This window comes from uncultured Marivita sp. (genome assembly GCF_947488135.1).
Classification (GTDB): Bacteria; Pseudomonadota; Alphaproteobacteria; order Rhodobacterales; family Rhodobacteraceae; genus Marivita.
This window is the reverse complement of sequence record NZ_CANKYW010000003.1, coordinates 270,421-296,599: the sequence shown is the minus strand read 5'-3', so window position 1 is coordinate 296,599 and position 26,179 is coordinate 270,421. Positions and strand designations below refer to the sequence as shown.

At 60.6% G+C, this 26,179-nt stretch carries 27 protein-coding genes and 1 tRNA gene; 12 read left to right on the top strand and 16 right to left on the bottom strand.

The features are described 5' to 3' along the window. Positions 1–110: 110 nt before the first annotated feature. Entirely contained in the window at positions 111–356 is a 246-nt protein-coding gene (locus tag Q1B16_RS12370) for a hypothetical protein (protein ID WP_299788791.1), read from the bottom strand. Between the two features lie 307 nt (positions 357–663). Here Q1B16_RS12370 and thrS point away from each other — a divergent pair, with 307 nt between their 5' ends. The 6 genes from thrS (at position 664) to Q1B16_RS12340 (ending at position 6,217) form a co-directional block, all read left to right on the top strand. Further along, positions 664–2,610: a threonine--tRNA ligase gene (thrS, locus tag Q1B16_RS12365; protein WP_299788788.1), complete on the top strand. Its 1,947-nt coding sequence runs from the start codon at positions 664–666 to the stop codon at positions 2,608–2,610. Between the two features lie 234 nt (positions 2,611–2,844). Next, positions 2,845–3,150, top strand: coding sequence for a DUF2282 domain-containing protein (locus tag Q1B16_RS12360; RefSeq protein WP_299788785.1), 306 nt, complete (start codon positions 2,845–2,847; stop codon positions 3,148–3,150). A gap of 84 nt (positions 3,151–3,234) precedes the next feature. Beyond that, complete coding sequence (locus Q1B16_RS12355; RefSeq protein ID WP_299788782.1) at positions 3,235–4,092, top strand: DUF692 domain-containing protein; 858 nt, start codon at positions 3,235–3,237, stop codon at positions 4,090–4,092. Next, the gene (locus Q1B16_RS12350; RefSeq protein WP_299788779.1) at positions 4,089–4,823 is read left to right on the top strand and encodes a DNA-binding domain-containing protein; all 735 of its coding nucleotides are present in this window, start codon (positions 4,089–4,091) and stop codon (positions 4,821–4,823) included. The genes Q1B16_RS12355 and Q1B16_RS12350 overlap by 4 nt, the downstream gene beginning before the upstream one ends. Positions 4,824–4,850: 27 nt before the next feature. Beyond that, the gene (locus Q1B16_RS12345; protein ID WP_299788776.1) at positions 4,851–5,423 is read left to right on the top strand and encodes a DoxX family protein; all 573 of its coding nucleotides are present in this window, start codon (positions 4,851–4,853) and stop codon (positions 5,421–5,423) included. A 59-nt stretch (positions 5,424–5,482) separates the two neighbouring features. Continuing rightward, positions 5,483–6,217 carry a folate-binding protein gene (locus Q1B16_RS12340; protein WP_299788773.1) on the top strand — a complete coding sequence of 245 codons (735 nt, stop codon included), beginning with the start codon at positions 5,483–5,485 and terminating at the stop codon, positions 6,215–6,217. Between the two features lie 6 nt (positions 6,218–6,223). Here Q1B16_RS12340 and Q1B16_RS12335 read toward each other — a convergent pair whose 3' ends face one another. Both Q1B16_RS12335 and efp read right to left on the bottom strand, forming a co-directional pair. Further along, positions 6,224–6,685, bottom strand: coding sequence for a GNAT family N-acetyltransferase (locus tag Q1B16_RS12335; protein WP_299788770.1), 462 nt, complete (start codon positions 6,683–6,685; stop codon positions 6,224–6,226). Between the two features lie 86 nt (positions 6,686–6,771). Beyond that, positions 6,772–7,335: an elongation factor P gene (gene efp / locus Q1B16_RS12330; RefSeq protein ID WP_299788767.1), complete on the bottom strand. Its 564-nt coding sequence runs from the start codon at positions 7,333–7,335 to the stop codon at positions 6,772–6,774. 215 nt (positions 7,336–7,550) lie between these two features. Here efp and Q1B16_RS12325 point away from each other — a divergent pair, with 215 nt between their 5' ends. Next, the gene (locus Q1B16_RS12325; RefSeq protein ID WP_072776460.1) at positions 7,551–7,874 is read left to right on the top strand and encodes a DUF6280 family protein; all 324 of its coding nucleotides are present in this window, start codon (positions 7,551–7,553) and stop codon (positions 7,872–7,874) included. Positions 7,875–7,981: 107 nt separating this feature from the next. On the opposite strand, the gene Q1B16_RS12320 is transcribed toward Q1B16_RS12325, so the two are convergent. The 3 genes from Q1B16_RS12320 to Q1B16_RS12310 form a co-directional block, all read right to left on the bottom strand. Next, on the bottom strand, positions 7,982–9,187 hold the full coding sequence (locus tag Q1B16_RS12320; protein WP_299788764.1) for a hypothetical protein: 1,206 nt from the start codon (positions 9,185–9,187) through the stop codon (positions 7,982–7,984). Positions 9,188–9,256: 69 nt separating this feature from the next. Then, on the bottom strand, positions 9,257–10,666 hold the full coding sequence (locus Q1B16_RS12315) for a TolC family outer membrane protein (RefSeq protein WP_299788761.1): 1,410 nt from the start codon (positions 10,664–10,666) through the stop codon (positions 9,257–9,259). Between the two features lie 53 nt (positions 10,667–10,719). Then, entirely contained in the window at positions 10,720–11,373 is a 654-nt protein-coding gene (locus Q1B16_RS12310; RefSeq protein ID WP_299788758.1) for a protein-L-isoaspartate O-methyltransferase, read from the bottom strand. 162 nt (positions 11,374–11,535) lie between these two features. On the opposite strand from Q1B16_RS12310, the gene Q1B16_RS12305 reads away from it, so the two are divergent. Beyond that, positions 11,536–11,609, top strand: a tRNA-Cys gene (locus Q1B16_RS12305). 76 nt (positions 11,610–11,685) lie between these two features. Here the strand turns inward: Q1B16_RS12305 and ugpC are convergent. The 10 genes from ugpC to Q1B16_RS12255 all read right to left on the bottom strand — a co-directional run bounded on the left by ugpC (position 11,686) and on the right by Q1B16_RS12255 (position 21,100). Then, on the bottom strand, positions 11,686–12,687 hold the full coding sequence (ugpC, locus tag Q1B16_RS12300) for a sn-glycerol-3-phosphate ABC transporter ATP-binding protein UgpC (protein WP_299788755.1): 1,002 nt from the start codon (positions 12,685–12,687) through the stop codon (positions 11,686–11,688). Next, complete coding sequence (gene ugpE / locus Q1B16_RS12295) at positions 12,687–13,523, bottom strand: sn-glycerol-3-phosphate ABC transporter permease UgpE (protein WP_299788983.1); 837 nt, start codon at positions 13,521–13,523, stop codon at positions 12,687–12,689. Before ugpE ends, ugpC begins: the two co-directional genes overlap by 1 nt. Positions 13,524–13,540: 17 nt before the next feature. Beyond that, positions 13,541–14,422, bottom strand: coding sequence for a sn-glycerol-3-phosphate ABC transporter permease UgpA (gene ugpA / locus Q1B16_RS12290; protein ID WP_299788752.1), 882 nt, complete (start codon positions 14,420–14,422; stop codon positions 13,541–13,543). A gap of 45 nt (positions 14,423–14,467) precedes the next feature. Continuing rightward, on the bottom strand, positions 14,468–15,778 hold the full coding sequence (gene ugpB, locus Q1B16_RS12285; protein WP_299788749.1) for a sn-glycerol-3-phosphate ABC transporter substrate-binding protein UgpB: 1,311 nt from the start codon (positions 15,776–15,778) through the stop codon (positions 14,468–14,470). Between the two features lie 100 nt (positions 15,779–15,878). Beyond that, entirely contained in the window at positions 15,879–16,784 is a 906-nt protein-coding gene (locus tag Q1B16_RS12280) for an HAD-IIA family hydrolase (RefSeq protein ID WP_299788746.1), read from the bottom strand. Further along, a complete protein-coding gene (gene phnE, locus Q1B16_RS12275; RefSeq protein ID WP_299788743.1) occupies positions 16,781–17,596 on the bottom strand; it encodes a phosphonate ABC transporter, permease protein PhnE in 816 nt (271 codons plus the stop codon). Before phnE (Q1B16_RS12275) ends, Q1B16_RS12280 begins: the two co-directional genes overlap by 4 nt. Then, positions 17,596–18,411: a phosphonate ABC transporter, permease protein PhnE gene (gene phnE / locus Q1B16_RS12270; RefSeq protein WP_299788740.1), complete on the bottom strand. Its 816-nt coding sequence runs from the start codon at positions 18,409–18,411 to the stop codon at positions 17,596–17,598. Before phnE (Q1B16_RS12270) ends, phnE (Q1B16_RS12275) begins: the two co-directional genes overlap by 1 nt. Then, positions 18,408–19,202: a phosphonate ABC transporter ATP-binding protein gene (gene phnC, locus Q1B16_RS12265; RefSeq protein ID WP_299788737.1), complete on the bottom strand. Its 795-nt coding sequence runs from the start codon at positions 19,200–19,202 to the stop codon at positions 18,408–18,410. Before phnC ends, phnE (Q1B16_RS12270) begins: the two co-directional genes overlap by 4 nt. A 65-nt stretch (positions 19,203–19,267) precedes the next feature. Then, positions 19,268–20,242, bottom strand: coding sequence for a phosphate/phosphite/phosphonate ABC transporter substrate-binding protein (phnD, locus tag Q1B16_RS12260; protein WP_299788734.1), 975 nt, complete (start codon positions 20,240–20,242; stop codon positions 19,268–19,270). 42 nt (positions 20,243–20,284) lie between these two features. Then, positions 20,285–21,100 (bottom strand): DeoR/GlpR family DNA-binding transcription regulator, encoded by an 816-nt coding sequence (locus Q1B16_RS12255; protein ID WP_299788731.1) that lies wholly within the window; start codon positions 21,098–21,100, stop codon positions 20,285–20,287. Between the two features lie 235 nt (positions 21,101–21,335). On the opposite strand from Q1B16_RS12255, the gene Q1B16_RS12250 reads away from it, so the two are divergent. Genes Q1B16_RS12250 through Q1B16_RS12235 form a run of 4 tightly spaced genes read left to right on the top strand, consistent with a single transcriptional unit; the run spans position 21,336 to position 26,177 of the window. Further along, the gene (locus Q1B16_RS12250) at positions 21,336–21,803 is read left to right on the top strand and encodes an NUDIX hydrolase (protein ID WP_299788727.1); all 468 of its coding nucleotides are present in this window, start codon (positions 21,336–21,338) and stop codon (positions 21,801–21,803) included. 55 nt (positions 21,804–21,858) lie between these two features. Next, a complete protein-coding gene (locus tag Q1B16_RS12245; RefSeq protein WP_299788724.1) occupies positions 21,859–22,884 on the top strand; it encodes an ABC transporter substrate-binding protein in 1,026 nt (341 codons plus the stop codon). A gap of 3 nt (positions 22,885–22,887) precedes the next feature. After that, complete coding sequence (locus Q1B16_RS12240; protein WP_299788721.1) at positions 22,888–25,107, top strand: iron ABC transporter permease; 2,220 nt, start codon at positions 22,888–22,890, stop codon at positions 25,105–25,107. Continuing rightward, on the top strand, positions 25,104–26,177 hold the full coding sequence (locus Q1B16_RS12235; RefSeq protein ID WP_299788718.1) for an ABC transporter ATP-binding protein: 1,074 nt from the start codon (positions 25,104–25,106) through the stop codon (positions 26,175–26,177). Before Q1B16_RS12240 ends, Q1B16_RS12235 begins: the two co-directional genes overlap by 4 nt. Positions 26,178–26,179 lie beyond the last annotated feature (2 nt).

Sequence of the window (26,179 nt, the reverse complement as noted above, 5' to 3'; positions counted from 1 at the left end):
CTGACCGCACCCTAACGCGCGACGATTGGAAAGGTTCCCGCCTTGATTGCGCGACCAAGACGCCGTCCGACCTGCGCGCTCAATCTCAGGCAGCGCAAAATCCGTGCCTATCACCCGCCGATATAGGCACCGCCTTTCGGGCGATAAAAATTCTTCTGGTTGTGCAGACGCCCGAGCAGATCATTGATCCGCTTCATCGACGCATCGACGTCCCGCGTGTTTTCGCACGGGCGAAGTGGGTCAGCCGCCTGCTCGATCACCGCTGAATTGAGCGAACGCTTCGTGGTCCGCAGCGCGTCCTCGATCAGTTCCATATCTTCGACGGTCAGATCGAACTTGGTGTTGTAACCGGGCATGGCCTGCTCCCCCGTGCTGCGTGACGCAAAAAGTTTCCGATATTGGAATGTCGCTATACATAGCAATTACGTCGCTTTCGTCCATAGGGAACCAGAATTATAACCCTTTGTTTATAAACGCTTCCCAATAATACATTGGTATACCGCGCAAGAATATTTCGCGGCCATGTGCAAAACCCCCGACTCACCCGTCGTTTCGGGCCCGCTCTGTCTTGACGTCCTGCGCCCCCCCTGCCAAAAGCCGCGCACGATACATAACCCGCAACCGGGCGTTCCGTGGGCGCCAAACTGACGAGGAGCTAGGCCGATGAGCCAGATTTCCCTGACCTTCCCCGATGGCAATGCGCGCGATTTCAACAAGGGTGTGACCCCTGCCGAGGTTGCCGAGAGCATTTCCAAATCGCTCTCCAAGAAAGCCATCTCCGCCACGGTGAATGGCGCGCACTGGGATCTGCAATGGCCGATCCAGGACAACGCGCAGATCGCCATCAACACGATGCAGGACGACGCACCCGCGCTCGAGCTGATACGGCACGACCTTGCGCACATCATGGCGCGCGCGGTGCAGGAGATCTGGCCCGACGTCAAAGTCACCATCGGCCCGGTGCGCGACAATGGCTGGTTCTACGATTTCGACCGGGAAGAGCCGTTCACGCCGGAAGACCTTGGCGCGATCGAGAAGCGGATGAAAGAGATCATCAATGCCCGCGACGCCGTGCGGACCGAACTGTGGTCGCGCGAAAAAGTGCGCCAGTACTACACCGACAACAACGAGCCCTATAAGGTCGAAATCCTCGACAAGATCCCCGAGGGCGAAGACATTCGCATGTATTGGCACGGCGACTGGATGGACCTGTGCCGTGGCCCGCACCTCCAGCACACCGGCCAAGTGCCGGCCGACGCGTTCAAGCTGATGAACGTCAGTGCCGCCTATTTCCTTGGCGACAACAGCCGCCCTATGCTGCAACGCATCTACGGCGTGGCGTTCAAGAACCGCGACGACCTGAAGAAATACCTGACCTTCCTCGAAGAGGCCGACAAGCGCGACCATCGCCGCCTCGGCCGCGAGATGGATCTCTTTCACATGCAGGAAGAGGCACCGGGCCAGATTTTCTGGCATCCAAATGGCTGGCGCGTCTACACCGAATTGCAAGACTACATGCGCCGCAAGCAACGCACGGGCGGCTATGTCGAGGTGAACACCCCACAAGTGGTCGACCGAAAGCTGTGGGAAGCGTCAGGGCACTGGGAAAAGTACCAGGAGCATATGTTCATCGTCGAAGTCGACGAGGACCACGCCCGCGAAAAGGCGGTCAATGCGCTCAAGCCGATGAATTGCCCCTGCCACGTCCAGATTTTTAACCAGGGGTTAAAGTCTTACCGCGATCTTCCATTGCGTATGGCCGAATTCGGCTCGTGCAATAGATATGAACCCTCCGGGGCCCTGCACGGCATCATGCGCGTGCGCGGGTTCACCCAGGATGACGGCCATATTTTCTGTAGAGAGGACCAGATCGAAGATGAAACAAAACGCTTTATCGACTTCCTATCAGAAATCTACCGCGACCTCGGCTTTGAAAACTTCAAGGTCAAATTCTCGGATCGCCCCGAAACCCGTGCCGGATCGGACGAGGTCTGGGATCGTGCCGAAGCAGCCCTCAAGGCCGCTACGATTGCCGCAGGTTGCGAGTTCGAGCTGAACCCCGGTGAAGGCGCGTTCTACGGACCGAAACTGGAATTCGTTCTGACCGATGCGATCGGACGCGACTGGCAGTGCGGCACACACCAAGTGGATTTCGTGCTGCCGGAACGGTTGGACGCCACCTATATCGGTCAGGACGGGGCCAAGCATCGACCGGTCATGCTGCACCGGGCGACTTTGGGCAGCTTCGAGCGGTTTATCGGCATCCTGATCGAGGAACATTCCGGCAAGCTGCCCTTCTGGCTGGCCCCGCGTCAGGTCGTCGTGGCCTCCATCGTGTCCGAGGCGGATGACTATGTGCATGAGGTCGTCGCGGAACTGACCAAGGCCGGCGTGCGCGCCGAGGCCGACATTCGCAACGAAAAGATCAACTACAAGGTTCGCGAACACAGCGTCGGCAAGGTTCCGGTCATCCTCGCCATCGGCCATCGCGAAGTCGAGGAACGCACGGTCACCGTGCGGCGTCTTGGCGAGAAACAGACCTCTGTAACATCGCTGACCGAGATCGTGAGCAGCCTTGGAAAAGAGGCGACTCCGCCCGATCTGCTGTAACATTCCAGCACTGGAAACTTTCAAAAGGGCCCCGTTTTGTTACGGGGCCTTTTCTATTTTACTGAAACCATTAAAGAATTCGCAAAAACGAGCCTCACCTAACGTCACGCACGCGTGACACACATCGCCGTGAGTAGCGCGACAGCCTGTCGCGGGGCATGGTTGATACATCGACGTGGCGGACGCTCCGTCGACCCAGTTCAAACGTTCAAGTTATCAAAAAGGACCATCCTCATGTCGAAAGCCATCAAAACCGTTGCCCTCGTCGGTGCCGTTGCCGCAAGCCTCGCCGCGCACACCACAACTGCCTCGGCACAAGCAAAAGAAAAGTGTTTCGGTGTGTCCCTCGCCGGTCAGAATGACTGCGCAGCCGGCCCCGGCACGACCTGCGCAGGTACGTCAACCGTCGATTATCAGGGCAATGCCTGGACGCTGGTCGATGCAGGCACCTGCACGGAAATCGAGCTGCCTGCCATGGCCGATGGGTCAGAGCGCATGGGTTCGCTGGAAGAGCTCGAGCGCGACCTGCCGCAAGGTTAAAAGTGGAGGCGGGCGCTGTCCCGCCCTCCTCAATCAAAACTCGTAGGCCGGGCACAGGCGCGGCCTACATAAAAGGAAAAGACGATGCCTGACGCCTCACATGCCTTCCCGGCTTTGCCCTCCCGACCGGGCGTCGGCTACAAGCCGCAGCATTTCACGGACATCCTGAACGATCCATCCCCCGTGGGTTGGCTGGAAATCCATGCCGAAAATTACATGGGCGACGGCGGTCGACCGCTCGCGCAACTGCGGGCACTGGCCGAGCGTTTCCCGATCTCCGTTCACGGCGTTGGTCTGTCCATCGGCGGCGAAGCCCGTCTGGACCCGGACCACCTTGCCCGGCTGAAACACCTCTGCGACTGGCTCAATCCAGCCAGCTTTTCCGAGCACCTGGCATGGTCCACCCATGACAGCCATTTCCTCAATGACCTGCTGCCGCTGCCCTACACAGATGACACGCTGACCCGCGTCGCGGATCACATCGACGAAGTTCAATCCGTGCTGGGCCGTCGGATGCTGCTGGAAAACCCGTCTTCCTATCTGGCCTTCACCGAAAGCATATGGTCCGAGACCGATTTTCTGGCCGAGATCGTGCGCCGCACCGGCTGCGGGTTGTTGCTCGACGTGAACAACGTCTTCGTGTCGGCCACCAATCTCGACTATTCGCCCCAAGGCTATATTGACACATATCCGCTTGACGCTGTCGGGGAAATCCATCTTGGCGGCCATGACGAAGATGAAGACGATCACGGCGCCCCCCTGCTGATCGACAGCCACGGTCGCGAGGTTGTCGACCCGGTCTGGGCGCTGCTGGATTTCACGCTCGACAAGTCGGGTCCCAGGCCTGTGCTGGTGGAATGGGACACCGACGTGCCCGACTGGCCCGTCTTGGCCGACGAGGCGCGCCGCGCCGAAGCCGCGCTGACCCGGGCGCTGGCGTGACCGACCAGAGCGCCTTTCACGCGGGGCTTCTGAGCCCGACCGCCCCGATCCCTGCGGGCCTCACGGACGGTCAGAACCGACCCGCGGGACGGCGCTACGGCGTCTATCGCAACAATGTCACCGTGTCCCTTCGAGAGGCTCTGGCCGAAGGCTTCCCGTCCATCGTCGGTCTGATCGGGCGCGAGAATTTCGATCACCTTGCCCGCGCCTTTCTGCGGCAATCGCCGCCAGGCTCGCCCCTGATGATGCATTACGGCGCGGAGTTTCCCGATTTCCTCGCAACGGTCGAACAGCTTGCCCCCCTGCCCTATCTTGCCGATGTCGCACGGATCGACGTGGCCATGCGCCAAAGCTATCACGCGGCGGACAGCGCCGGGATCGACCCGGCCGACTTGCAGGCGCTTGACGAAAACACGCTTTTGAACTCGCGGTTCGGTTTCGCTCCATCGATGATCCTTGTTCGCTCGAAATGGCCCATCGGGTCGATCTGGCATTACACGCTGCGCCAAGGTCCCAAACCAACCGGCAACGGCGAGGACGTGCTGATCCTGCGGTCCGAGTACGACCCGGAGCCGGTCATCCTCGGGGCGGCTGCTGCGGATGTGGTGATCGCGCTGCAATCCCAGACGCCGTTCGGGTCCGCCATCGAAACGGCGGATGACCGGTTCGACCTTGCGATGCTTCTGAACGTTCTTCTTTCGCGAAACGCCATAACCGCGCTGAATTATTAACAAATCGTTAACCGGAAAGATCACATCATGGACCGTCTCGTTTTCCTTCATTCTTCGGTATTCTCGACGATCGAGAGATCGCTTTCGGGCCTTGTTCCGCTGCTGGCCCGTTTCGTCTTTGCCGCAACGCTGCTGGTCTATTTCTGGTCTTCGGCCATGACCAAGCTTGGCGACGGGATTACGGGCATCTTCGTGCCCTCGACCGGGGCCTATGCGCAGATCTTCCCCCGCCAGATGGAAGCTGTTGTCTACGACGTGTCGCAACTGGGTGTTTTCCACTGGGCCGTTGTCGTCGCGGGAACCTGGGCGGAATTCATCCTGCCGCTGCTGATCGTGATCGGCCTCTTCACCCGCTTGGCCGCCTTGGGAATGATCGGCTTCGTCGTGGTGCAATCCCTGACCGACCTCTACGGTCACGGCGGCATCGCCCACGCCGAAACGCTTGGAGCATGGTTCGACCGGATCCCGGACAGCGCGATCCTCGACCAGCGGGCGTTCTGGATGCTGATCCTGATCACCCTTGTCATCAAAGGCGCAGGCGCGTTGTCGCTCGACCGGATCCTGTCGCGGCAGGTCTTGGGTGATCCGGCCACGGTGTAACCCCCTTGTACCCCGGCACATGACCGTTATCTCTGGCGGGAACACAGTCAGGGGGCGACATGACGGATCGAACGGTTCTGAGGATCAGCGGAGCGGACGCGCGGCACTTCCTGCAAGGGCTTGTCACCAACGATGTCGAGCGACTCGATCAGGGGCTTGTCTACACCGCCATGCTCACGCCGCAGGGCAAGTATCGCGCTGATTTCTTTCTTGTCCCCATGGGGACAGACACTCTCCTGGACGTGGCCACGCCCTTGGCGGGCGGACTGAAGCAGGCGCTCATGATGTATAAACTGCGCTCTGCCGTAGAGATCGAAGACACCGATCGCACCGTCACGCGTGGGCTCGGCGATATCCCCGACGGTGCCTTTGCCGATCCGCGCGATCCGACTTTGGGCTGGCGCGGCTACGATGGACAACCGGGAGATCAGGACGTCGATTGGGACGCGCTGCGCGTGGAGGCCATCGTGCCGGAAAGTGGTGTCGAACTGACGCCGGACAGTTTCATTCTCGAAATGGGGTTCGAGCGGTTGAACGGCGTGGATTTCCGCAAGGGCTGCTATGTTGGGCAGGAAGTCACGGCGCGGATGAAGCACAAGACCGAACTGCGCAAGGGTTTGGCGCAGGTCCGTGTGAGTTCTCCTGTCCCCGTGGGGACGGAAATTCTGGTAGATGGCAAACCAGCCGGGACGCTCTATACGCAGGCGGGCGGCAAGGGCCTTGCCTATCTGCGGTTTGACCGCGCCACCGGCGATTTGGCGGCGGGCGACGCGGTTGTCAGGTATCCGGTCTAGCCTGTCTCAGACGACCGATTTGACGCTGACACTGATCTTAGGTTCGGCTCCAACAGAGCGGTAAAAACGTTCTGCGTCGGAATTGCTGGCGTGGTGCGTCAGATGCCATCCGTCGAGACCCAGATCCCGCACCCAGTCCTCGACGCGCGCGATCAGTTGCCGACCCAACCCCATGCCACGGACAACGGGGGCGACATAGAAATGCTCGATCACCAAGAGACGCCTTTCACAGCGCATGGCGGTGCGTGGCAAAACATCGGGTCGTGCAAGGACATAGGACACCAAGCCCCAACCGTCATCATGCGCGAAGATACGCCCTCCACCGGCGCAGATGTTTTCAAGGATTGTCTGGTAGTCCGCGTCGGTTCCGTCGCAGTGATACATCCCGGGCGACAATTCCGCATGGAAAGTGTGCAGCGCTCGGAACAATGAAATAACACGAGAGGGGTGTGGTTCGACGATGTCCATCAAAAAGGCCTCCTAGCAGATGCCGGAGGCCTTTTCGTATGTTGGACCCCCGGCGGTTTCGGGGGATGTGCGCACGGGTCCCGAGATCAGGCGCGCTCGGAATATTCCATCGTTTCGGTGTTCACGACGATCATTTCGTCCTGCCCGACGAAGGGCGGCACCATGACCTTAACCCCGTTGTCGAGGATCGCAGGTTTGAAGCTGTTGGCCGCGGTCTGGCCTTTGACTACCGGTTCGGTCTCTTCAATCTTGCACGTTGCCTTTTGCGGCAGCGTCGCGTTCAGTGCCTCGGACTCGTGGAATTCCACGACGATGGTCATGCCGTCCTGGAGGAAGGGGCGGCGTTCGCCAAGGATGTCGGCGGGCAGTTCGACCTGATCGTAGGTTTCGGTGTCCATGAACACGAGCATTCCGTCGGTCTCATAAAGAAACTGCATGTCCTTCTGCTCGAGACGCACGCGCTCGACCTTGTCGGCAGAGCGGAAACGTTCGTTGAGCTTGGACCCGTTGCGCAGGTTTTTCATCTCGACCTGGGCAAACGCTCCGCCCTTGCCGGGTTTTACATGGTCGACTTTGACCGCAGCCCAGAGGCCGTCATTATGCTCCAGCACGTTACCGGGGCGAATCTCGTTTCCGTTGATCTTTGGCATGGCAAAACTTTGGCAAAAGGTTGATGGATTTGTGACCGGTCCTATATCTGGCCTATGAGAGGCTGTCCAGACAACCAGATATCGTGTTGCACCCGCAGAAAGCCATGCGCTTTGTGCATAAAAGGTATGCAAATATAGGGTATCCGAATCGACTGGAATACGCCATAAGAAGCTTCACGCCGGAAAACACAAGACCAATAATCACAGGACGGATCATGAAAGATTTCGTTGACGGTACCGCCTTCAACGCCGAGCAAGGTAATCGCGCGCGCAAGCTGTTTGCTGCCGTGGTTCTTGCCGCTTTGGACGATGCAATCGCAGACGACAAGAAGTATGGAAACGGACCAGAACAAATCGCGCGTTGGGCGCGGTCGCGTGACGGACGCGAAGTTCTGAGCTGTGCCGGAATTGACCCGAACGAACGCGTGGTCGCCGGTTTGATGGAATTTGTGGGCAAGGGTGTCCGCACCTCTGTTGCGCTGTCGCGCGAAGAGAGTGAGCGTCGCAACGCCGCTGCTCAGCAGGCAGAAGCCGCTTAAATCACGAAGCCTATTGGCAGAAAACGCGCCTCTTCGGGGCGCGTTTTCTTTTGCGTGTCAAAGATTGATGCGCGCAGGTCAGCACGCCTGTGTCACGTTGCGAAAGATCAGTCGAAGTCCTGAGAGATCAGCATCCGATGGATTTCGCGGCGCACCAGTTTACGCACGTTGCGCGTGATGCGTTCCCCGAGCGCGCCTTGAAGCTCTTGGCGGACGATATCCACCACCAGATCGCGCAGCATCTCTTCATCGATCTCGATCGGCGCGGACTGGTCTGTCGTGACAGCCGGCAATTGCGCGTCGTCCTCTTCGGTTGGCGCGTCCTCGGCCACCTCTTCGGGTGCTTGATTCTGGGGCCATGCATTCCGCGCGTGCAGGACGTTAGAGCCAACCTCGGGTGTGTCGTCGTGCACGTGTTCAAACGGAGCAGGATCGGGCCAGGCCATCGGTTCGGACGCGGCTGACAATTCGTCCGCATCCGGGCGATCGCGCTCCTCCTCGAACTCGTTTGTATCGCGCGCGACGAGACGACCGAGTGCTGCCACCTTGTCTTCCAGTGTGAGCGGCGGCGATGGTTCCGCGTCGACCGTGGGTTCGGGCGCAGGCGCATCACCATCATCGTCTTGCACGTCCTCAGAGACAAATGCGGCCGCCTGCTCTGGAATGATCTCGTCATCCGACGTTCCGTCTTCATCCAGCGCCTCAATCTCATCCAGCGCGTCGGACACAGAAGCGGCATAGTCCGGCTCTTCCGGCCCGTCCCACTCGGCCTCTTCCCAGCCCTCATCGAGCCAAGTCTCGTCGGCGGCTCCAGCTTCGGCCACCGCGTCGGAATCCTCTTCCCCTACCGTTTGTTCCTGCGCGTGCATTCCGAGCGCGGACGCCACCTCCTGTTCGATCAAGCGACTGAGGTTGCCCCGCGCAGCGATGTCTTCTTCTTCCGGCTCCTGTTCCTGCGGAGAAACCGCAGTCTCAGGTTCGGTCTCGTCAAAATCATCAAGATCCGGAAAGGCCCCCTCGACCTGACCGAATTCCGCCAACCGCGCATCGCCCGGAATTTCGTCAATGGCACGTTCGCCAACCGGCTCCGAAGGTTTGGATATCGGCTGGGTCAGCAGAACAGGCTCAGAAACGGGTGCCTTGGGTGCCGGATCATCATCCTTCACCCGCTGCGCGGGCGTGAGAACGAGCCGACCCGGACGTTCTGCCTTGGGCTTGGCCGCAGGTGGGGTGGCGCGTGTCTCTTCAGCCACGAGCTTTCGAATGGACGACAGAACGTCCTCGATTTCCACGTTTGTCACGGGATCAGACATGGTTCACCACTGCTACCTCTGCGGCAGAGTAGCTTGGCCGCGCGTTTCGCACAACAGATGATGAAAAACTTAGTTTTTTCCTAGAGACTGAAGAACACGGTCAAGTTGCTGGCCCTGCTTGCTTTTCTGAATCGGCGCGTCCTTGACGAGGTTGTAGTAGCTCACCGGGTCATACTGCGGCACGTTCAGGCCAAGGTTCGTCGCGGTCAACCGACCCAAGGTGGAGAGCACGCGATAGGCCGCGATGTTTTCATCCACTTCCGCCGAAATCGCCGCCGACCGGGCGTCCAGCAGTTCCTGCTCGGCGTTCAGAACGTCCAGCGTGGTCCGGGCCCCAAGCGCCGCTTCTTCGCGCACACCTCGGAAAGCCACGGTCGCAGCGCGCACCTGCCGATCAGTGGAATCGAGGCTCGCACGTGCGATCCGCAACTGCGCATAAGCGTTGCCGACGTTCTGCGAGATTTGGTCGATCACCTGCAGGAGCTGACCACGGGACGCATCCCGGTTCGCCATCGCCTGCCGCACAAGCGACGTCAGACGACCGCCCTGGTAGATCGGACCACCGGCTTCGATACCCACTGTGCCACCACGGGAGAACCGGTCGGAGTTGATGCCTTCGGTAACAGTCAACCGCCCCGTCAGGTTCACCGTCGGCTTCATTGCGGCCTCGGCGCGCAGGATGTTCAGTTCGGCAGCGGCCACCTGGTGTTGCACCGATTTGACCTGCGGATGTTCCCGCACCGCGATCGCCTTGGCCGCTTCGACCGTGTCAGGAAGGTTCGGCAGGCTGCGCAGAGGTTCGAGTTGCCCCGGCAGACGCCCCACAACGGCAAGGTATTCCTCGCGCGCGACAGTCAGCGCGCCCTCGGCGGCAGCCAACTGGCTGCGGGCCGCTGCCAGACGGGCCTCCGCAAGCGACGTGTCGGTCCGGGTAACTTCGCCGACTTCGAAACGTTCCTGCGCCGCGCGCAATTCCTGCGCGATCAGGCGGACGTTGTTTTCGCGCAGGCCGACGTTTTCAATGGCGCGCTGGACTTCGAGATAGGCTTCGACCGCCCGCAAGAGCACCTGCTGTTCGACATTGATCAACTGCTGGCGTGTCCCGAGCACCGCCTCCTTGGCGGTCTCGATGGCAAACTTGGTCTGCCCGTTGTCGAAGATCGTCAGTTCCGCACTCAGGCTGGCAGAGATCGTGTTCGAAACGGACGGGATGATCGTGTTGCTGGTCGATGCGCTCCGGGTCGTGCCGAACTGGCGTGTGGCATCAGCCGACCACGCAATCACTGGGCGCAGCCCGGCCATCGCCTGCGCCACGTCCTCATCGGCGGCGCGCAGAACCGCACGGTTCTGTTCGAGCAGCCCGCTGGTGTTGTAGGCGCCGATCATCGCGTCGGCCAGTGTGTCCGCCTGCGCCACGGGGGCCGTGATGGTCAGCCCCAGCGCGACTGCAAGTGCAGCCAGTTTTGTCCGTTTTGCCATGCCTGCTGTCCCCAAAAGACCGTTCGGTTCTTATCTATCTTGCGACGCGTTTCTTACAATGCGAAAGCCGTTTCTTTCGCGAATCCCGGCAGGACCGGCGCGGAGGCGTTGAACGCAAAGCGCCACGACATCTCACCATCGATCTTGTGACCGATTCTGACAACACCCAGAGCGCCTTCCATGAAGACACAGCCGATGCGACCGCCGTCCTTGATCTGGTCGATCAACGCCTGTGGAACCTGCTCGACCGCGCCCTCGATGAGAATCGCATCGTAGGGCCCGTGCTGCGCGGCCCCCTCGGTGAGAGGTCCGACATGGATCACCACGTTGTCCGCGCCCTGGTCCGACAGGATGGCCTGCGCTTCGGCAGCGATGGTTTCGTCCTCTTCCACCGCGATCACCGCCTCGGCCATCCGGGCCACTACCGCAGAGGAATACCCGTACCCTGCCCCGATATCGAGCACGAGCTCGTCGCCCGACACGTTGAGCGCGTCCAGCAGCTTGGCCAGAGTGCGCGGCTCGAGCAAAACGCGCCCGGGCGCGATCGTGATGTTCTCGCTGATATACGCCGCCTCGGTCTGCTCGCGCGGCACATAAAGCTCCCGCGGAACGGACAGCATCGCGTCGATGATCGGAAACTTGGTCACATCGGACGGACGCACCTGTGTGTCGACCATCATGATCCGGCGGGCGGCAAAATCAGTCATTGGCTAAACTCATCCGTTCAGTTCGCTGTAGGACTTCTGCCATAGCTGACCGGTTTCAGCAATGCGCAGAACGCGCGAAATACTGCCACATCCTGTGTTGGCCCGCACATCCGATATCCGCTTGACGCGCATCGCCCGAGCGCCTAATCAGACCTCCACTCTGGCGAGTTGGCGGAGTGGTGACGCAGCGGATTGCAAATCCGTGTACACCGGTTCGATTCCGGTACTCGCCTCCAATCACTTTTTTCACCATTCCAGACACGAAAGATGCCGCCGGGTCGCGGCACCCTTCGTGCTTATCGGCGACATCGCCTAGAGCCTGCGCCCATTCGCGTCGAAGGTCATGGCGTGGCCGTCTTCCCATGTGATGCCGATGCTTTGGCCCTCGGCCGGGATGGGTACGGAGGCGTCTTGGCGGGCCGTAAGTTGGCTGCCGTCGGTCAGGCGGCAGTGGATCAGGGTCTCTGCTCCGAGCGCTTCGGTGTAGGCGACATGGGCGGAGAGGCGGCCGGGGTCGCCCATCTGGATGTGCTCGGGTCGGATCCCCAGCGTGACACCGTTGGAGAGGCCGGGCACGAGGCCACCGTCGAGGAAGTTGGTGGGCGGTGAGCCGATGAAGCCGGCGACGAAGGCGGTTTGCGGATCGGCGTAGACGTCGAGCGGTTTGCCGATCTGGTCCGCGACACCGCCATTCATCACGACCATGCGGTCGGCAAGCGTCATCGCTTCGACCTGGTCATGCGTGACGTAAAGCGCAGTGACGCCGAGTTCGCGCTGTAGAGCCTTGATTTCCAGCCGCATTTGCACACGCAGTTTGGCATCGAGATTGCTGAGCGGTTCGTCGAAGAGGAACACCGCTGGCTTGCGCACGATCGCACGCCCCATCGCCACGCGCTGACGCTGACCGCCGGAAAGTTCGCGCGGCTTGCGTTGCAGGTAGGGCTCCAGCTGCAAGAGCTTGGCTGCCGTCGCGACCCGGTCCGCGATTTCGGATTTCGGAACCTTCGCGATCTTGAGCCCATAGGCCATGTTGTCGAAAACCGACATATGCGGATAGAGCGCGTAGTTCTGGAACACCATGGCGATGTCGCGTTCCATCGGTTCGATCGTGTTGACCACCTTGCCATCGATCTGCACTTCGCCGGAAGTGATGGTCTCAAGCCCGGCCACCATCCGCAGCAGGGTCGACTTGCCACAGCCCGAAGGGCCGACGATGACGATGAATTCCCCATCCGCGATGTCGATATCGACGCCGTGGATGACATCGGTTTTTCCGAAGGATTTTTTGACGTTACGAAGTGTGACGGTCGCCATTATTTCTCGCTCTCTACCAGTCCGCGTACGAACAGCCTTTGCATCCCGACAACCACCAGAACCGGCGGCACCATCGCCAGGATCGAGGTCGCCATGATCACCGGCCAATCGGCGGTATCGTCGCCGGACGGGAACATCTGTTTGATGCCCATGACGATGGTGTTCATCTCGGGGTCGGTCGTGATCAGCAGCGGCCAGAGGTACTGGTTCCAGCCATAGATGAACAGGATCACGAAGAGGGCCGCGATATTGGTACGGCTCATGGGCAGAAGGATGTCGACAAAGAACCGCATCGGTTTCGCGCCATCGACCCGCGCCGCCTCGGCCAGCTCATCCGGCACGGTCATGAAGAATTGCCGGAAGAGGAAGGTTGCCGTGGCGGAGGCGACAAGTGGCAGGATCAGGCCCTGGTACGAGTTGAGCATCCCGAAATTCGCGATCACCTCGTAGGTCGGCACGATCCGCACCTCGACCGGCAGCATGAGCGTCAGGAAGATCAGCCAGAAGAACGTCTTGCGCAGCGGGAAGCGGAAATAGACGATGGCAAAGGCCGACAGGAGCGAGATCGCGATCTTGCCCAATGCAATGCCCATCGCCATTACCAGCGAATTGAACAACATCAGCGCCACGGGCGCGTTGATCCCGGAGGTCAGGGCCCGCCCGTAGTTTTCAAAGAACTGGTCCCCCGGCAGAAGAGGCATCGGCGGGCGGACGATTTCGGGTTGCGTGACAGTGGAGGCGACGAAGGCCAGCCAGATCGGGAAGAAGATGAACAACACCCCGATGATCAGGCCCAGATGCGTCAGCCAAAGACCGACGCCGCGCTTTTCCACCATGCCAGTGTGGTCAGACATCAGTAATGCACCCTGCGTTCGATATACTTGAACTGCACGACGGTGAGGATCGACACGAGGACCAGCAGCACCACCGACTGCGCCGCGGACGAGCCAAGGTCCTGCCCGACGAAGCCGTCGGAATAGACCTTGTAGACCAGGATCGTCGTGGCCTGTTGCGGGCCACCGCTGGTGATCGTGTGGATCACGCCGAAGGTTTCGAAGAAGGCGTAGATGATGTTCACCACAAGAAGAAAGAAGGTGGTGGGGGACAAAAGCGGGAACACGATGGTGCGGAACCGCGTCCAGAAGCGCGCGCCGTCGATCGCGGCAGCCTCGATCACCGATTTCGGGATCGCTTGCAGGCCGGCGAGGAAGAACAGGAAATTATAGCTGATGCGGCCCCAAGCCGACGCGACGACGACAAGGCCCATCGCCTCGCCTTCGTTCAGGACGTGGTTCCAATCATAGCCCAACTGGCCCAGATACCACGACACCACGCCGACCCGCGTGTTGAACATGAAAAGCCACAGCACACCTGCCACCGCGGGCGCCACCGCGTAGGGCCAGATCAGCAGCGTGCGGTAGGTGCCAGACCCCTTGATCAGCCGGTCCGCCAGCACCGCGAGGTAAAGCGCGATGCCCATCGACACAACCGTGACAAGGATCGAGAAGACCGCCGTGGTGACGAAGGACGCGCGATAGAACGGGTCGGAAAACAGGAATTCGAAATTCCCCAGCCCCACCCATTGCATCGAGAACCCGAACGGGTCGGGAATGAACAGCGATTGCCAGATCGCCTGCCCTGCCGGGTAGAAGAAGAACACGGCCGTGATCGCGATCTGCGGGGCGACCAGCAGGATCGGCAACCAGATGCCTTTGAACGTGACGCGTTTTTCCATGGTGCAAATGGCCGCCTCGGGAGGCCCGAGGCGGCCTTTCAGAACTTAGCGTGAAGACTGTTCGAAACGGCGCAGCAATGCGTTGCCCCGTTCGACGGCACTGTCGAGAGCGGCTTGCGCATCCTTGTCACCGGACCAAACGGCTTCGAGCTCTTCGTCGATGATGCCGCGGATCTGATCGAACGAGCCAAGACGCAGACCTTTGGAATTGCTGGTCGGTTCCTTGGCCGTCATCTGGATCACGGCGATGTCCGTGCCCGGGTTTTCATCGTAGAAGCCCTGGCTGCGGGTCAATTCACCGGCTTCGGTAGTGATCGGCAGATAGCCCGTGTCCTGGTGCCACTTCGCCTGAATCTCGGGCGAGGACAGGAAGTTGAGGAACTCGGCCACGCCTTTGTATTCCTCGTCGGTCTGACCTTCCATCACCCAGAGGGACGCACCGCCGATGATGGTGTTCTGCGGCTCGCTTGCGACGGCCGACCAATAGGGCAGCGGGCGGACGTCGAAATCGAATTCGGCTTCCGCTTCGATGCCAGCATAGCCCGCCGAACTTTCGGTGAAGAGCGCACATTCGCCGGCGCGGAAATTGGCACCGCCTTCGTTGCGGCGACCGGCATAGATGAACTTGCCGTCCTGCGCCCATTCGCCCATCGCCGAAATATGCGCGACCTGCGCCGGGCTGTTGAAGACCAACTCGGTATCGGTGCCGCCAAAGCCGTTGTCCTGGGTCGCGAAGGGCACGTCATGATAGGCCGAGAAATTTTCGAGATGGATCCAGCTTTGCCACGCGGTGGTCATCGGGCATTCGACGCCGGCCTCTTTGAGCTGGTCCAGCACCTCGCCGACCTGCTCCCATGTGCTCAGGTCCGTATCGGGGTCGATCCCTGCTTCCTCGAGCTTGTCGCGGTTCACCCACAGAACCGGCGTGGACGAGTTGAACGGCAGCGACAGCATGTTGCCGTCTGCGGCGGTGTAGTAGCCCTTGACCGACCCGATATACTTGGACTGATCGAACTCAGCACCGGCCTCTTCCATAACCTCGAAGATTGGCTTGATGGCACCTTCGGCCGCCATCATTGTGGCTGTGCCGACCTCGAACACCATCAGGATGTCGGGCTGTTCACCGGCGCGGAACGCCGCGATGCCTGCGTTGAGCGTTTCGGAGTAGTTGCCCTTGTGGCTGGCCACGACGGTGTACTCGTCCTGGCTCGAATTGAAGGTCTCGACCTGTTCGGCGACGAGTTCGCCCAGACGCCCGGTGAAGGCATGCCAGAATTCGATCTCGGTCTGGGCGAATGCAGCCTGCGTCGAACACAGGACAGCACCTGCCGCGATGATGGAGGTGGTATATTTCATTGAAGTTCTCCCATTTGTGACTGGTGGTCAGCGGACATTCTGCGGCCCGCGTTCTCATCGTGCCGAGGCACGAATTCCGATGTCCGATCCGGGCGCAGCATCAGGGACGCTCCACCACGAAATCGGGATATATCCCGGCGCTCTCGATTGCACGCATGACGTCGAGATCGGCGAAAAAGCCGAACTTAGCAATCAGACCGGATGCGATCCCGCAGGATTGCGCGCCCAGAATGTCGGTGTGCAGGCTGTCTCCGATCATGATGACCCGAGATTTGTCGACAGGTCCGATGCGGGACAGCGCCAGATCGAAGACGTTCGAGAACGGCTTGCCGTAGAAAACGGGCTCCACCCCGACGCGATCCGCCAATTGATGCGCGAAATGGCCGGGTTCCTGCGAAAACCCGTCCTCACGCGGGGCAACGATATCGGGATTGGCAACCAGCACCGGACGCGGCCTTGTCTTGAGCGCAGTTTCCAGCAGGGTCTGACGCGCCTCGGTCCAAGTGCCGCTGCCCATCAAGAGGAACCCCTCGACCTCATCGAATATCTCGGCATCGTCCCCCAGAAGGACGCTGTTCAACCCATCGAAATCGCCAAACTCGGAATGTTCGGGGGCCATGACGCCCCAATGGGTGCCGCGCTGCCCGTTCATCGCGACGGCCATCGCGCTGCGGCTGGTCACGATCCGGGACAACTCGAACTCGAAGCCAAGCCGACGATATTTCTGTTGCAAATCCTTTGCGGGAACGCTGGCCGCGTTGGACACGACGATCACCGTCTTGCCGGCTTGCTGAAGATCGGCAATCCGCTCCGGCGCTCCGGGAATGGCGGTTTCGCCGATGTTCAGAACGCCGAACGCATCGAGCAGGAACACGTCGAACGCATCTGCGATCTCGGCCAGTGTTTCGACATGACGAACAGGTCCTCCCTGCCCCACGGCGGGGGGAAGACGGTGGCGCACCGCTTCATAGGCCCGGAAGGCCTGATCTGCGGTGACCATGCTCATATGATCGCGCCCCGAACCTTTGCGGACACCCATTCGCTGATGACAACCGCAGCGAGGATGACAAGCAGGATCAGGCTGACCTGCGGCCAGGCCAGCACGTTGAGCGACGAGGACAATTGAAGGCCGATGCCCCCTGCCCCGACAAGCCCGAGCACCGTGGACTCGCGGATGTTGATGTCCCAACGGAAGACCGCGATTCCCGCGAACGCCGGAAGGATTTGCGGCACGATCCCGTAGGCCATGACCTGCCAGCGCGACGCGCCCGTGGCGGTGATGGCTTCGACCTGCGCATGGTCGATCTCTTCGATCGCCTCGTACAACAGCTTGGCGCAGAACCCGATCGACCGGATCGCGATTGCGATCACCCCGGCGAACACGCCCGGCCCGATGATCGCGATCAAAAGCAACGCCCAGATCAGCGAATTGATCGACCGGGTCGAGACGATGACCAAGAGCGCGATGGGCCGAATGAAAAGCTTTGACGGCGTCGTGTTGCGCGCGGCGAGGAACGCCACCGGGACTGCGAGGACGAGAGAGATCATCGTCCCCAAGGTCGCGATGTTGAGCGTGTCCCAGATCGGGCGGCCAAGCTGGGTGATGTATTCCCAGCGCGGCGGCGTCGCGCGCGTCCAGATGTCGTTTGCGATGCGTGGGGCATCCCAAACGAAGAACCACGTGGTGGATTCCGAGATACGCTGCCAGCAGACCACGAAGACCGCCACACCAAGCAGCCAACCGAACCAGCGGATCAGGCTTTCGTTGCGGGTCCGGCGATGCCAGATGCGGGAGCTTCCCTGTTCGACGACCGGCATTACTGAACCCTCGCCCGAATGATGCCCGACAGGTATTCAAGCGCCATGACGATCACGATGATCAGGATGAGGATCGCCGCCGCCGTATCGTATTCGTAGCGGTCGAACGCGGTGTTCAGCGTCGCCCCGATTCCGCCCGCACCGACCAGACCAAGGATCGCGCTTTCGCGGAAATTGATGTCGATGCGGTACATGGACAACCCGACAAGGCGTGGCATGACTTGGGGTTGCACGCCGTAATTGATCCATTGCGACCAGCGTGCGCCGCTTGCCTTGATGGCCTCGGCCTGCACCCTGTCCATGCTTTCGATGTCTTCGGCCAACAGCTTGGACAGGAACCCGATGGTCGCGAAGCTCAGCGTCAGGAACCCGGCCAACGGACCGAAGCCGAAGATCGCCACCAACAGGATCGCGACGATGATTTCCTGCAAAGCCCGGCTGATTGCCACGATACCGCGACAGATCAGGTAGATCGGCATCGGCGCGATGTTGCGCGCCGCCCCAAGGCCGATGGGGATGGAAATGAGAATACCCACCACAGACGCCGCGACGGTCATCACGATGCTTTCCAGCAGGCCTTCCCAGATATCTCCGGCTCGGCTCACGAAGTCCGGGCTGGTGAAGGCCAAAACGAATTGCGCGCCCCGGTCGAGCCCTTCGTAGACGCGGCCCCAATCGACCTCGATGGTCATGAACGCGGCGATCAGGTAGGCGACAAACCCGGCCACAAGCCCCCAGCGGAGCATCGGGTTCGCGACGAAATGCGGCTTGCGCCATGCCGTTCCCAGCATATCGTCCAATTCGCGATGGCTCATTCCGCGGCCTCGATGTCTTCGTCGGTGTCGTCGGGCGTGATGGTCGCTTCCCAATCCTCTTCGCCGTAAATCTCGGTCAGCTTGTCTGCGGTCAGCGCGGTGGGCGGACCGTCGAAGACGATCTCGCCAAAGCGAAGGCCGACGATGCGCGGCACGAACATTTGGGCAAGGGCGACATCGTGGATGTTGATGATGGCCGCCAATCCGCGTTCCTGACACAGCTCGGTGATCAGGCGCATGATCTGACGGCTGGTTTTCGGATCGAGCGAAGCGGTCGGTTCATCGACCAGCAAAAGCTTGGGGTTCTGGATCAGCGCACGGCAGATGCCGACACGCTGACGCTGCCCGCCTGACAATTCGTCGGCACGTTTGTCGGCCATGTGGAGCAATCCGACACGGTCCAACAAGCGGAACGCCTCGTCGACGTCGGATTGCGGATAGCGCCGCAGGAAACTGCGCCAGAACCCGACATAGCCAAGCCGCCCGGACAGAACGTTCTCCATCACGGTCAGACGTTCGACCAATGCGTATTCCTGAAAGATCATCCCCATCGACCGGCGCGCCTTGCGCAACTGCGTGGCCCCCAGCTTGGCAAGGTCGGTGCCGTCGAGCAGGATCGACCCGCTCGTTGGCTCCACCAGCCGGTTGATGCAGCGGATCATCGTCGATTTGCCCGCCCCCGATGGACCGATCAGGGCCAGAACCTGACCGGCGGGAACCTCAAGATCAATCGCCTTGAGCGCCTGATCCCCGGTCTTGTACGTTTTGATAAGCTTTTGAAGGCGCAGCATGAGACGACCCTTATTCGGGGTTCATGACAGGCCCATGACGGGCCTGCCAGACAGTGGTTTTCGATTTACTCGCAGGCGTAGGAGACGCCGTTGGCCGCGTCGATCTTGCGGATCACGTCCCAGAATTCCTTGTAGGTCATCGGCAGGAACTGACCCTCGTTCGACTTCTCGAACTCGGCCTTGAGCGTTGTGCCTTCCCACTCGAAGTTGAAGAACGCGTCTCTGATCTTCTCCTTCAGCTCCGGCTTCAGGTTGTGGGCCACGCCAAAACCCGTGGTCGGAAAGGTCTGCGATTTGTAGATCGACGTCACCTGATCCGGCGTGATCACCTCGCGTTCGATCATGCGGCTCATCACCGAGTTGGCGATGGCGGCTGCGGGATAGTCCTTGTTGGCCACGCCCAGGATCGAGTTGTCGTGCTTGCCCGAGAATACCGGCTCGAAATCCTTTTCCGCCTCAAGCCCGAATTCCGATTTCAGAATGGCGGAGGGCGCCTTGAAACCCGAGTTGGATGTGGGCGACGTGAAGGCCAGTTGCTTGCCTTCGATGTCGGCGGGCGACTCGATGCCCGAACCGGGATAGGTGATGATCTCCATCTCGTAGCCGAAATTGCCGTCTTCCGACGCCATGATGGTGAACGGGTTGAAGCCCGCGCAGTTCACCGCCAAGGGGTTGGACCCCGTGTTGAAACCAGCGATATGCAGACGGCCCGAGCGCATGGCCTCGATCTGGGCCGCGTTGTTCTGAACCGGGAAGAAGACGACCGATTTGCCGGTCTCGTTTTCCAGATGGGACAGGAAATCCGACCACGCTTCCTTGTAGACGGCAGGGTCTTCCACCGGGGTATAGGCAAAGATGAGCGTGTCCGGATCGACCTGCTCTGCCGGATCGGTCGGCGTATCGGCAAGCAGGTCGCCGTCCACGTCGCAGAAGCGGTCGTCGAGATCGCCGCGCGGGCAATCCTGCGCAGAGGCCGTGCTGCCCATCGTCATCAACGCAAGGACGGACGCACTCAGAATGAGTTTGATGTTCGTTGTCATGTTCTTCTCCCAAGGTTCAGGCCTTGATGGCCTTTTTTGTTTTTAATCTCTGTCAGCAATCAGAATTGTGACATTCCCTCCATCGAGCGCCGAAAGGAGCTCTCCCTCCGGTTTGTCATCCACGATTACTGTTTCGAGTTCGTCAAGCGCTCCGACAAGAGCAAGGCCCTTGCGGCCGAATTTATGTGACCCGATCAACAGATGTCCGCGCGCCGCCTGGCGAAGCATCACCCGTTTGACAGCCGCGAACCCCTGCACTGTTTCAGAAGGACCTTCCTCTGACAATCCCGATGCGCCGATCATGCAGTGATCGACATGGAAGCGTCTCAGGAATTCGATCGTCTCGGTCCCCACCAGGGCCGATTCCGCAGGAAGATATTGTCCCGGGCAAAGCAGGACATCCGGAGCGCCATGACCAAGCGTCATCGCCACTGGGATCGAATTGGTGATGACCGTGCACTGCGTGCCAAGATAGGCCAGCGACCGCGCCATCTGGATTGTCGTCGATCCCGAATCGATCATGACGGTTTCGCCGTCCTTGATCAGCTCCGCCGCCTTGCGCCCAATGCGGGCGCGCTCCTCGATCTGCGCGTTCGTGCGTTCGTCGAGGCTGGGGTAATGGCCCTGCGCCGGCGCAGACGCACCGCCGTGATCGCGGCTGATGAGCCCGTCGTCGGCCAGCGCGTCAAAGTCCCGGCGGACGGTTTCGGTGGACACCTGGAACTTGTCCGACAGCTCGCTGATGCGCACATGCGGGCGCAGTTTGAGTTCGAGCAAGATCTGCCGTCGACGCTCGGATTTCCTGATCCGATCCGGCGACGATCTCTTTTTCCTGTCTTTGGCCGAGACGTTTGCCATGCACCTACCGACTCGCGTTGGGGCTTCAGAATTGTGGAAATACGGGCGTTAATGCAATATTTTTGTTGCATAACGGGCAATTCGGTGCTGGTATTTCTGACATACCCGACATCGGGCGGGGTTTGTTGAAAGTGGCAAGTGGAAGAAGTTTGGGGTCAAGGCCAACACATCCGCGAAAGATCAATCCCAGCGGGGCCGTTCCGGTTGCGGCCAAAATCGGCATCTTGGGTGTGCGATGAAACACTCTGACGTGATGGCCGACCAGATCGCGGCCCTGCCCATTCGCCAGGACAAAACCGGCAAGCTCTACGTCCTCATGGTCACTTCGCGCGATACCGGGCGATGGGTCATGCCCAAGGGATGGCTGATGAACGGCAAGAAACCGTGGCACGCCGCCGAGATCGAAGCTCTGGAAGAGGCCGGGGCGGTCGGTTCCATTTCTGACACGGAAATCGGCGTTTATCACTATTGGAAACGGCTGGACGATGGAACCAAGGTGCGCTGCCGCGTGACCGTGTATCCGATGATGGTCAAAAAGCTGAAACGTCGATGGAAAGAACGCAAGGAACGCAAACGACACTGGTTTTCGCCGAAAAAGGCGGCCAAGCTGGTGGAGGAAAAGGAATTGTCTGACTTGCTCAAATCACTCACCAAAAGACCCGAGGATCAACCGGGCATGGAGGCAGTGCTGAAGGCGTCCTGAGAGCGACACACGAGGTCGGATCAACCGGCCCTTCATTTATCCTGGGAGGAAAACCATGAAGAAACTCACCCTGACTCTGGCCGGATCTCTGATCGCGCTTTCCGCATCCGTGACGGCCTCTTACGCCGACAAGCTCACCTTCTATTGCAGCGCGCAGGAAGATTGGTGCCAGCTCATGGCGCGCAGCTTTGAGGATGCGACGGGCATCGACGTCAACATGACCCGCAAATCCTCGGGCGAAACCTTTGCCCAGATCCGCGCCGAGGCGTCGAACCCCAAGGGCGATGTCTGGTGGGGCGGCACCGGCGATCCGCACTTGCAGGCCGCCGAGGAAGGTCTGACCGCCGAATACATCTCTCCAATGCGCGATCAGCTGCACGACTGGGCGATCAACCAGGCCGAAAGCGCCGGCAACCGCACCATCGGCATCTATTCCGGCGCGCTTGGCTATGGCTACAACACCGATTTGCTGGCCGCCAATAATCTGCCCGAACCGTCCTGCTGGAAGGACCTGCTCAAGCCCGAATACAAGGGCCATGTGCAGATGGCGAACCCGAACTCGTCCGGCACGGCCTACACCACACTGGCCTCGATGGTGCAGATCTTCGGCGAAGACGAAGGTTTCGACTTCATGAAAGGCCTGCACGCCAACATCAACCAATACACCAAGTCGGGATCGGCCCCGATCAAGGCGGCGGGTCGCGGTGAAAACACCATCGGCATCGTCTTCATGCACGACGCGGTCGCCCAGGCCGTGGCCGGGTTCCCCGTCAAGGTCGTGGCACCTTGCGAAGGCACCGGCTACGAGATCGGCTCTATGTCGATCATCGATGGCGCGCGCAACATGGATGAAGCCAAGCAGTTCTACGATTGGGCCTTGTCGACGGACGCGCAAAACCTCGCGCTTCAGGTCAACGCCTTCCAGGTGCCATCGAACAAGGGCGCAGAGACATCGGACAAGGCACCCGATATGTCGACGATCAAGCTCATCGACTATGACTTCGTGAAGTACGGATCGTCCGACGAACGCAAGCGTCTGCTGCAAAAGTGGGACGAAGAGGTCTCGGTCCTGCCGCAGTAAATCGTGCGCCTCTCGAGCACTGAAAAGACCACCCACCCGGTTTTGATCTTCTGGATCATCGCCGGTTGGGTCGGGTTCTGCCTCTTGCCGTGGTACATGCTGGAGGACGGCTTCTGGTCGTTCGGCTGGCTGACGGATGGCTATCCGTTCGACACCGACTACGCCCCCGCAGCCTTCCTGATCGGACAGAGCGAAAAGCTCTGGCTTGCGCCGCTTGTGATCCCGTTGGCCCTGCCCCTGCTCGTTCTCGGACGGCTCAAATCCGACCCGCTTTACGCTCGCATCCTGATCCTGTCCGGGGCTCTCGGGTTCGGTTGGCTGATCGCGCAGGGATTCGGCATCGGCATCCGCGGATTCACGTATGACTGGCTGAAAGTACTGTTCGGAGAGCTCGGCGACCGCCAGTACGGCATGGGCTACGGCGCGATGATCTGCGCGACGGCCTTCCTGTTTCTCTTCACCCAAGGCATCGCCGCGCGTGGGGCAGTCAATGGTGACGTCTTCGTGGTTAGCGCCATCGGCGGCGTGATCGTGATCGTCACCACCTTCGTCTTCTTCCCCATCGCCAAGATGCTCTTCGCGGCCTTCGTCACCGAAGACGGCGCATATTCCATCGCGGTCTTTTTCGCAAAATTCTTCGATGATCGGCTCTGGGGCCTGGGTTGCCTCTGGGGCGCGCGCTGCGGGGCGGCGTGGAACTCTTTGTTCCTGGCGATTTGTGTCGGTTTCCTGACGACGGCTTTGGGACTGGCCTTCGCGCTGGTCGTGACGCGGTCAGGGTTCCGCTACAAACGCGCCATCCGAGCGCTGACCGTGCTGCCGATCATCACACCGCCCTTCGTCATCGGCCTCGCGCTGATCCTCCTGTTCGGTCTCTCCGGCTCGATCACCGTCTTCATGGCCGACCTGTTCGGCGTGCAACCCACCCGCTGGCTCTACGGGATGCCCGGGGTCCTGATCGCGCAGACCCTCGCCTTCACCCCCATCGCCTTCCTTGTCCTGATCGGCGTTGTCGAAGGCGTCAGCCCGTCGATGGAAGAGGCTGCGCAGACGCTGCGGGCAAACAAATGGCAGGTGTTCCGCACCGTGTCCCTACCGCTGATGCGCCCCGGTCTTGCCAATGCATTCCTGCTGGGCTTCATCGAAAGCATGGCCGATTTTGGCAATCCGCTCGTGCTGGGTGGCAATTTCGACGTGCTCTCGACCGAGATTTTCTTCGCCATCGTCGGCGCGCAATACGATCAGGGGCGCGCGGCGGTTCTGGCGATGGTGCTGTTGTTCTTCACCCTGTCGGCCTTTTACGCCCAGCGCGCGTGGCTCGGAAAGAAGAGCTACACCACCGTGTCCGGCAAGGGCGATGCAGGCGTCCATCCGCTTATGCCCACCGGCCTTGCTATCCCGGTGATGATCGTCGCCCTGACCTGGGCACTGTTCACCGCGCTGGTCTACGCCATGATCATCTACGGCAGCGTGGTCGAACTTTGGGGCGTGAACAATTCGCTCACCTTCAAACATTACGTGACCGCGTTCAGCGTGCGCTTCGAAGAGGAAGGCATCCGATGGACCGGGGCCGCGTGGGACAGCTTCTGGACCACCATCACCATCGCCGCCATCGCAGCCCCCTTGACCGCTGCTGTCGGGCTGGTCACGGCCTACCTGCTGACCCGCCAAAGCTTTGCGGGCAAGGACGCCTTCGAGTTCGGCACGATGCTCTCCTTCGCCATCCCCGGCACGGTGATCGGCGTCAGCTACATCCTTGCCTTCAACGTGCCCCCGATCGAGATCACGGGGACCGGAATCATCCTCGTGATCAGCTTCATCTTCCGCAACATGCCCGTGGGTGTGCGGGCCGGCATCGCTTCGATGAGCCAGCTCGACAAATCGCTGGACGAGTCGTCGCTGACACTTGGCGCGAATTCGTGGCAGACCTTCCGCCGCGTGATCCTGCCGCTTTTGCGCCCCGCGATCCTTGCCGCGCTGGTCTACAGCTTCGTCCGCGCGATGACCGCAATCTCGGCGGTGATCTTCCTTGTGTCGGCGGAATACGACATGGCCACCAGCTACATCATCGGGCGCGTCGAGAATAACGACTACGGGCTTGCCATCGCCTATTCCACAACGCTGATTTTCGTGATGCTCGCGGCGGTGGGCCTGTTGCAACTGCTGGTGGGCCGCGTCCAGATCGGGCGACGAACCCAACACGGATCGGAGAAGACGACATGAGCGACACCAAAATCGCAAGCAAGGCCGCTCCCGTTCGGTTCGACGGCGTCTCCAAGCGGTTCGGCAAGGATGTCGTCGCGGTGGACAACATCGACCTGCATGTCGAAGCCGGTAAGCTGGTCACATTGCTCGGCCCCTCGGGCTGCGGCAAGACCACGACCCTGCGGATGATCGCCGGGCTGGAAATGGCCACGTCTGGTCGTATCCTGATCGGCGATCGTGATGTGACCAAACTGCCCGCAACCGACCGCGATGTGTCGATGGTGTTCCAGTCCTACGCGCTCTTCCCGCACATGACCGTGTTGGAGAATGTCATGTACGGCCTGACCTTTTCCGGGTTCAACAAGGACGAGGCCCGCACCCGCGCGCTACACGGACTCGATCTGGTTGGGCTCAAGGGCTACGACACCCGCCTGCCCAGCGAACTGTCAGGTGGCCAGCAACAACGCGTCGCGGTGGCGCGGGCGCTTGTCCTCGAACCGCAGGTGCTCCTGTTCGACGAACCGTTGTCGAACCTCGACGCCAAGCTGCGCCGTCAGGTGCGCGAGGACATCCGCGCGATCCAGCAGGACCTTGGCCTCACCGTCGTTTACGTCACCCACGACCAAGAAGAGGCGCTGGCCGTGTCCGACCAGATCGTCGTGATGCGCAACGCCGCCATCGCCCAGATGGGCACGCCGCGCCAACTGTACGAGGCCCCGAACGACCGCTTCGTCGCCGACTTCATCGGCGAGGCGAACCTGATCGCCTGCCAGATCGTCGACGTGGAGGGCGACATGGCGACCATCGAGATCGAAGGCTTCCGGTACACTCTCCCGTCACGTGGCCTGTCGCAAGGCCCGGCCACGCTGGCGGTGCGTCCATCACGATTGCGCATCGGCGCCGATGACGGGATCAAGGCCACCATCGCCAAAGCCACCTATGTCGGCGTGCGGATGGAATACACTCTGGAAGGCGCGTTCGGACAGGTCTTTGCGGTTCAGGACGATGTCGACGATCCGCTGAAGGTGGGCCGCGAGGTGCGCATGTCCTTCGCGGGCAAGGGACCGGTGCTCCTGCCGGAAGCCTGATC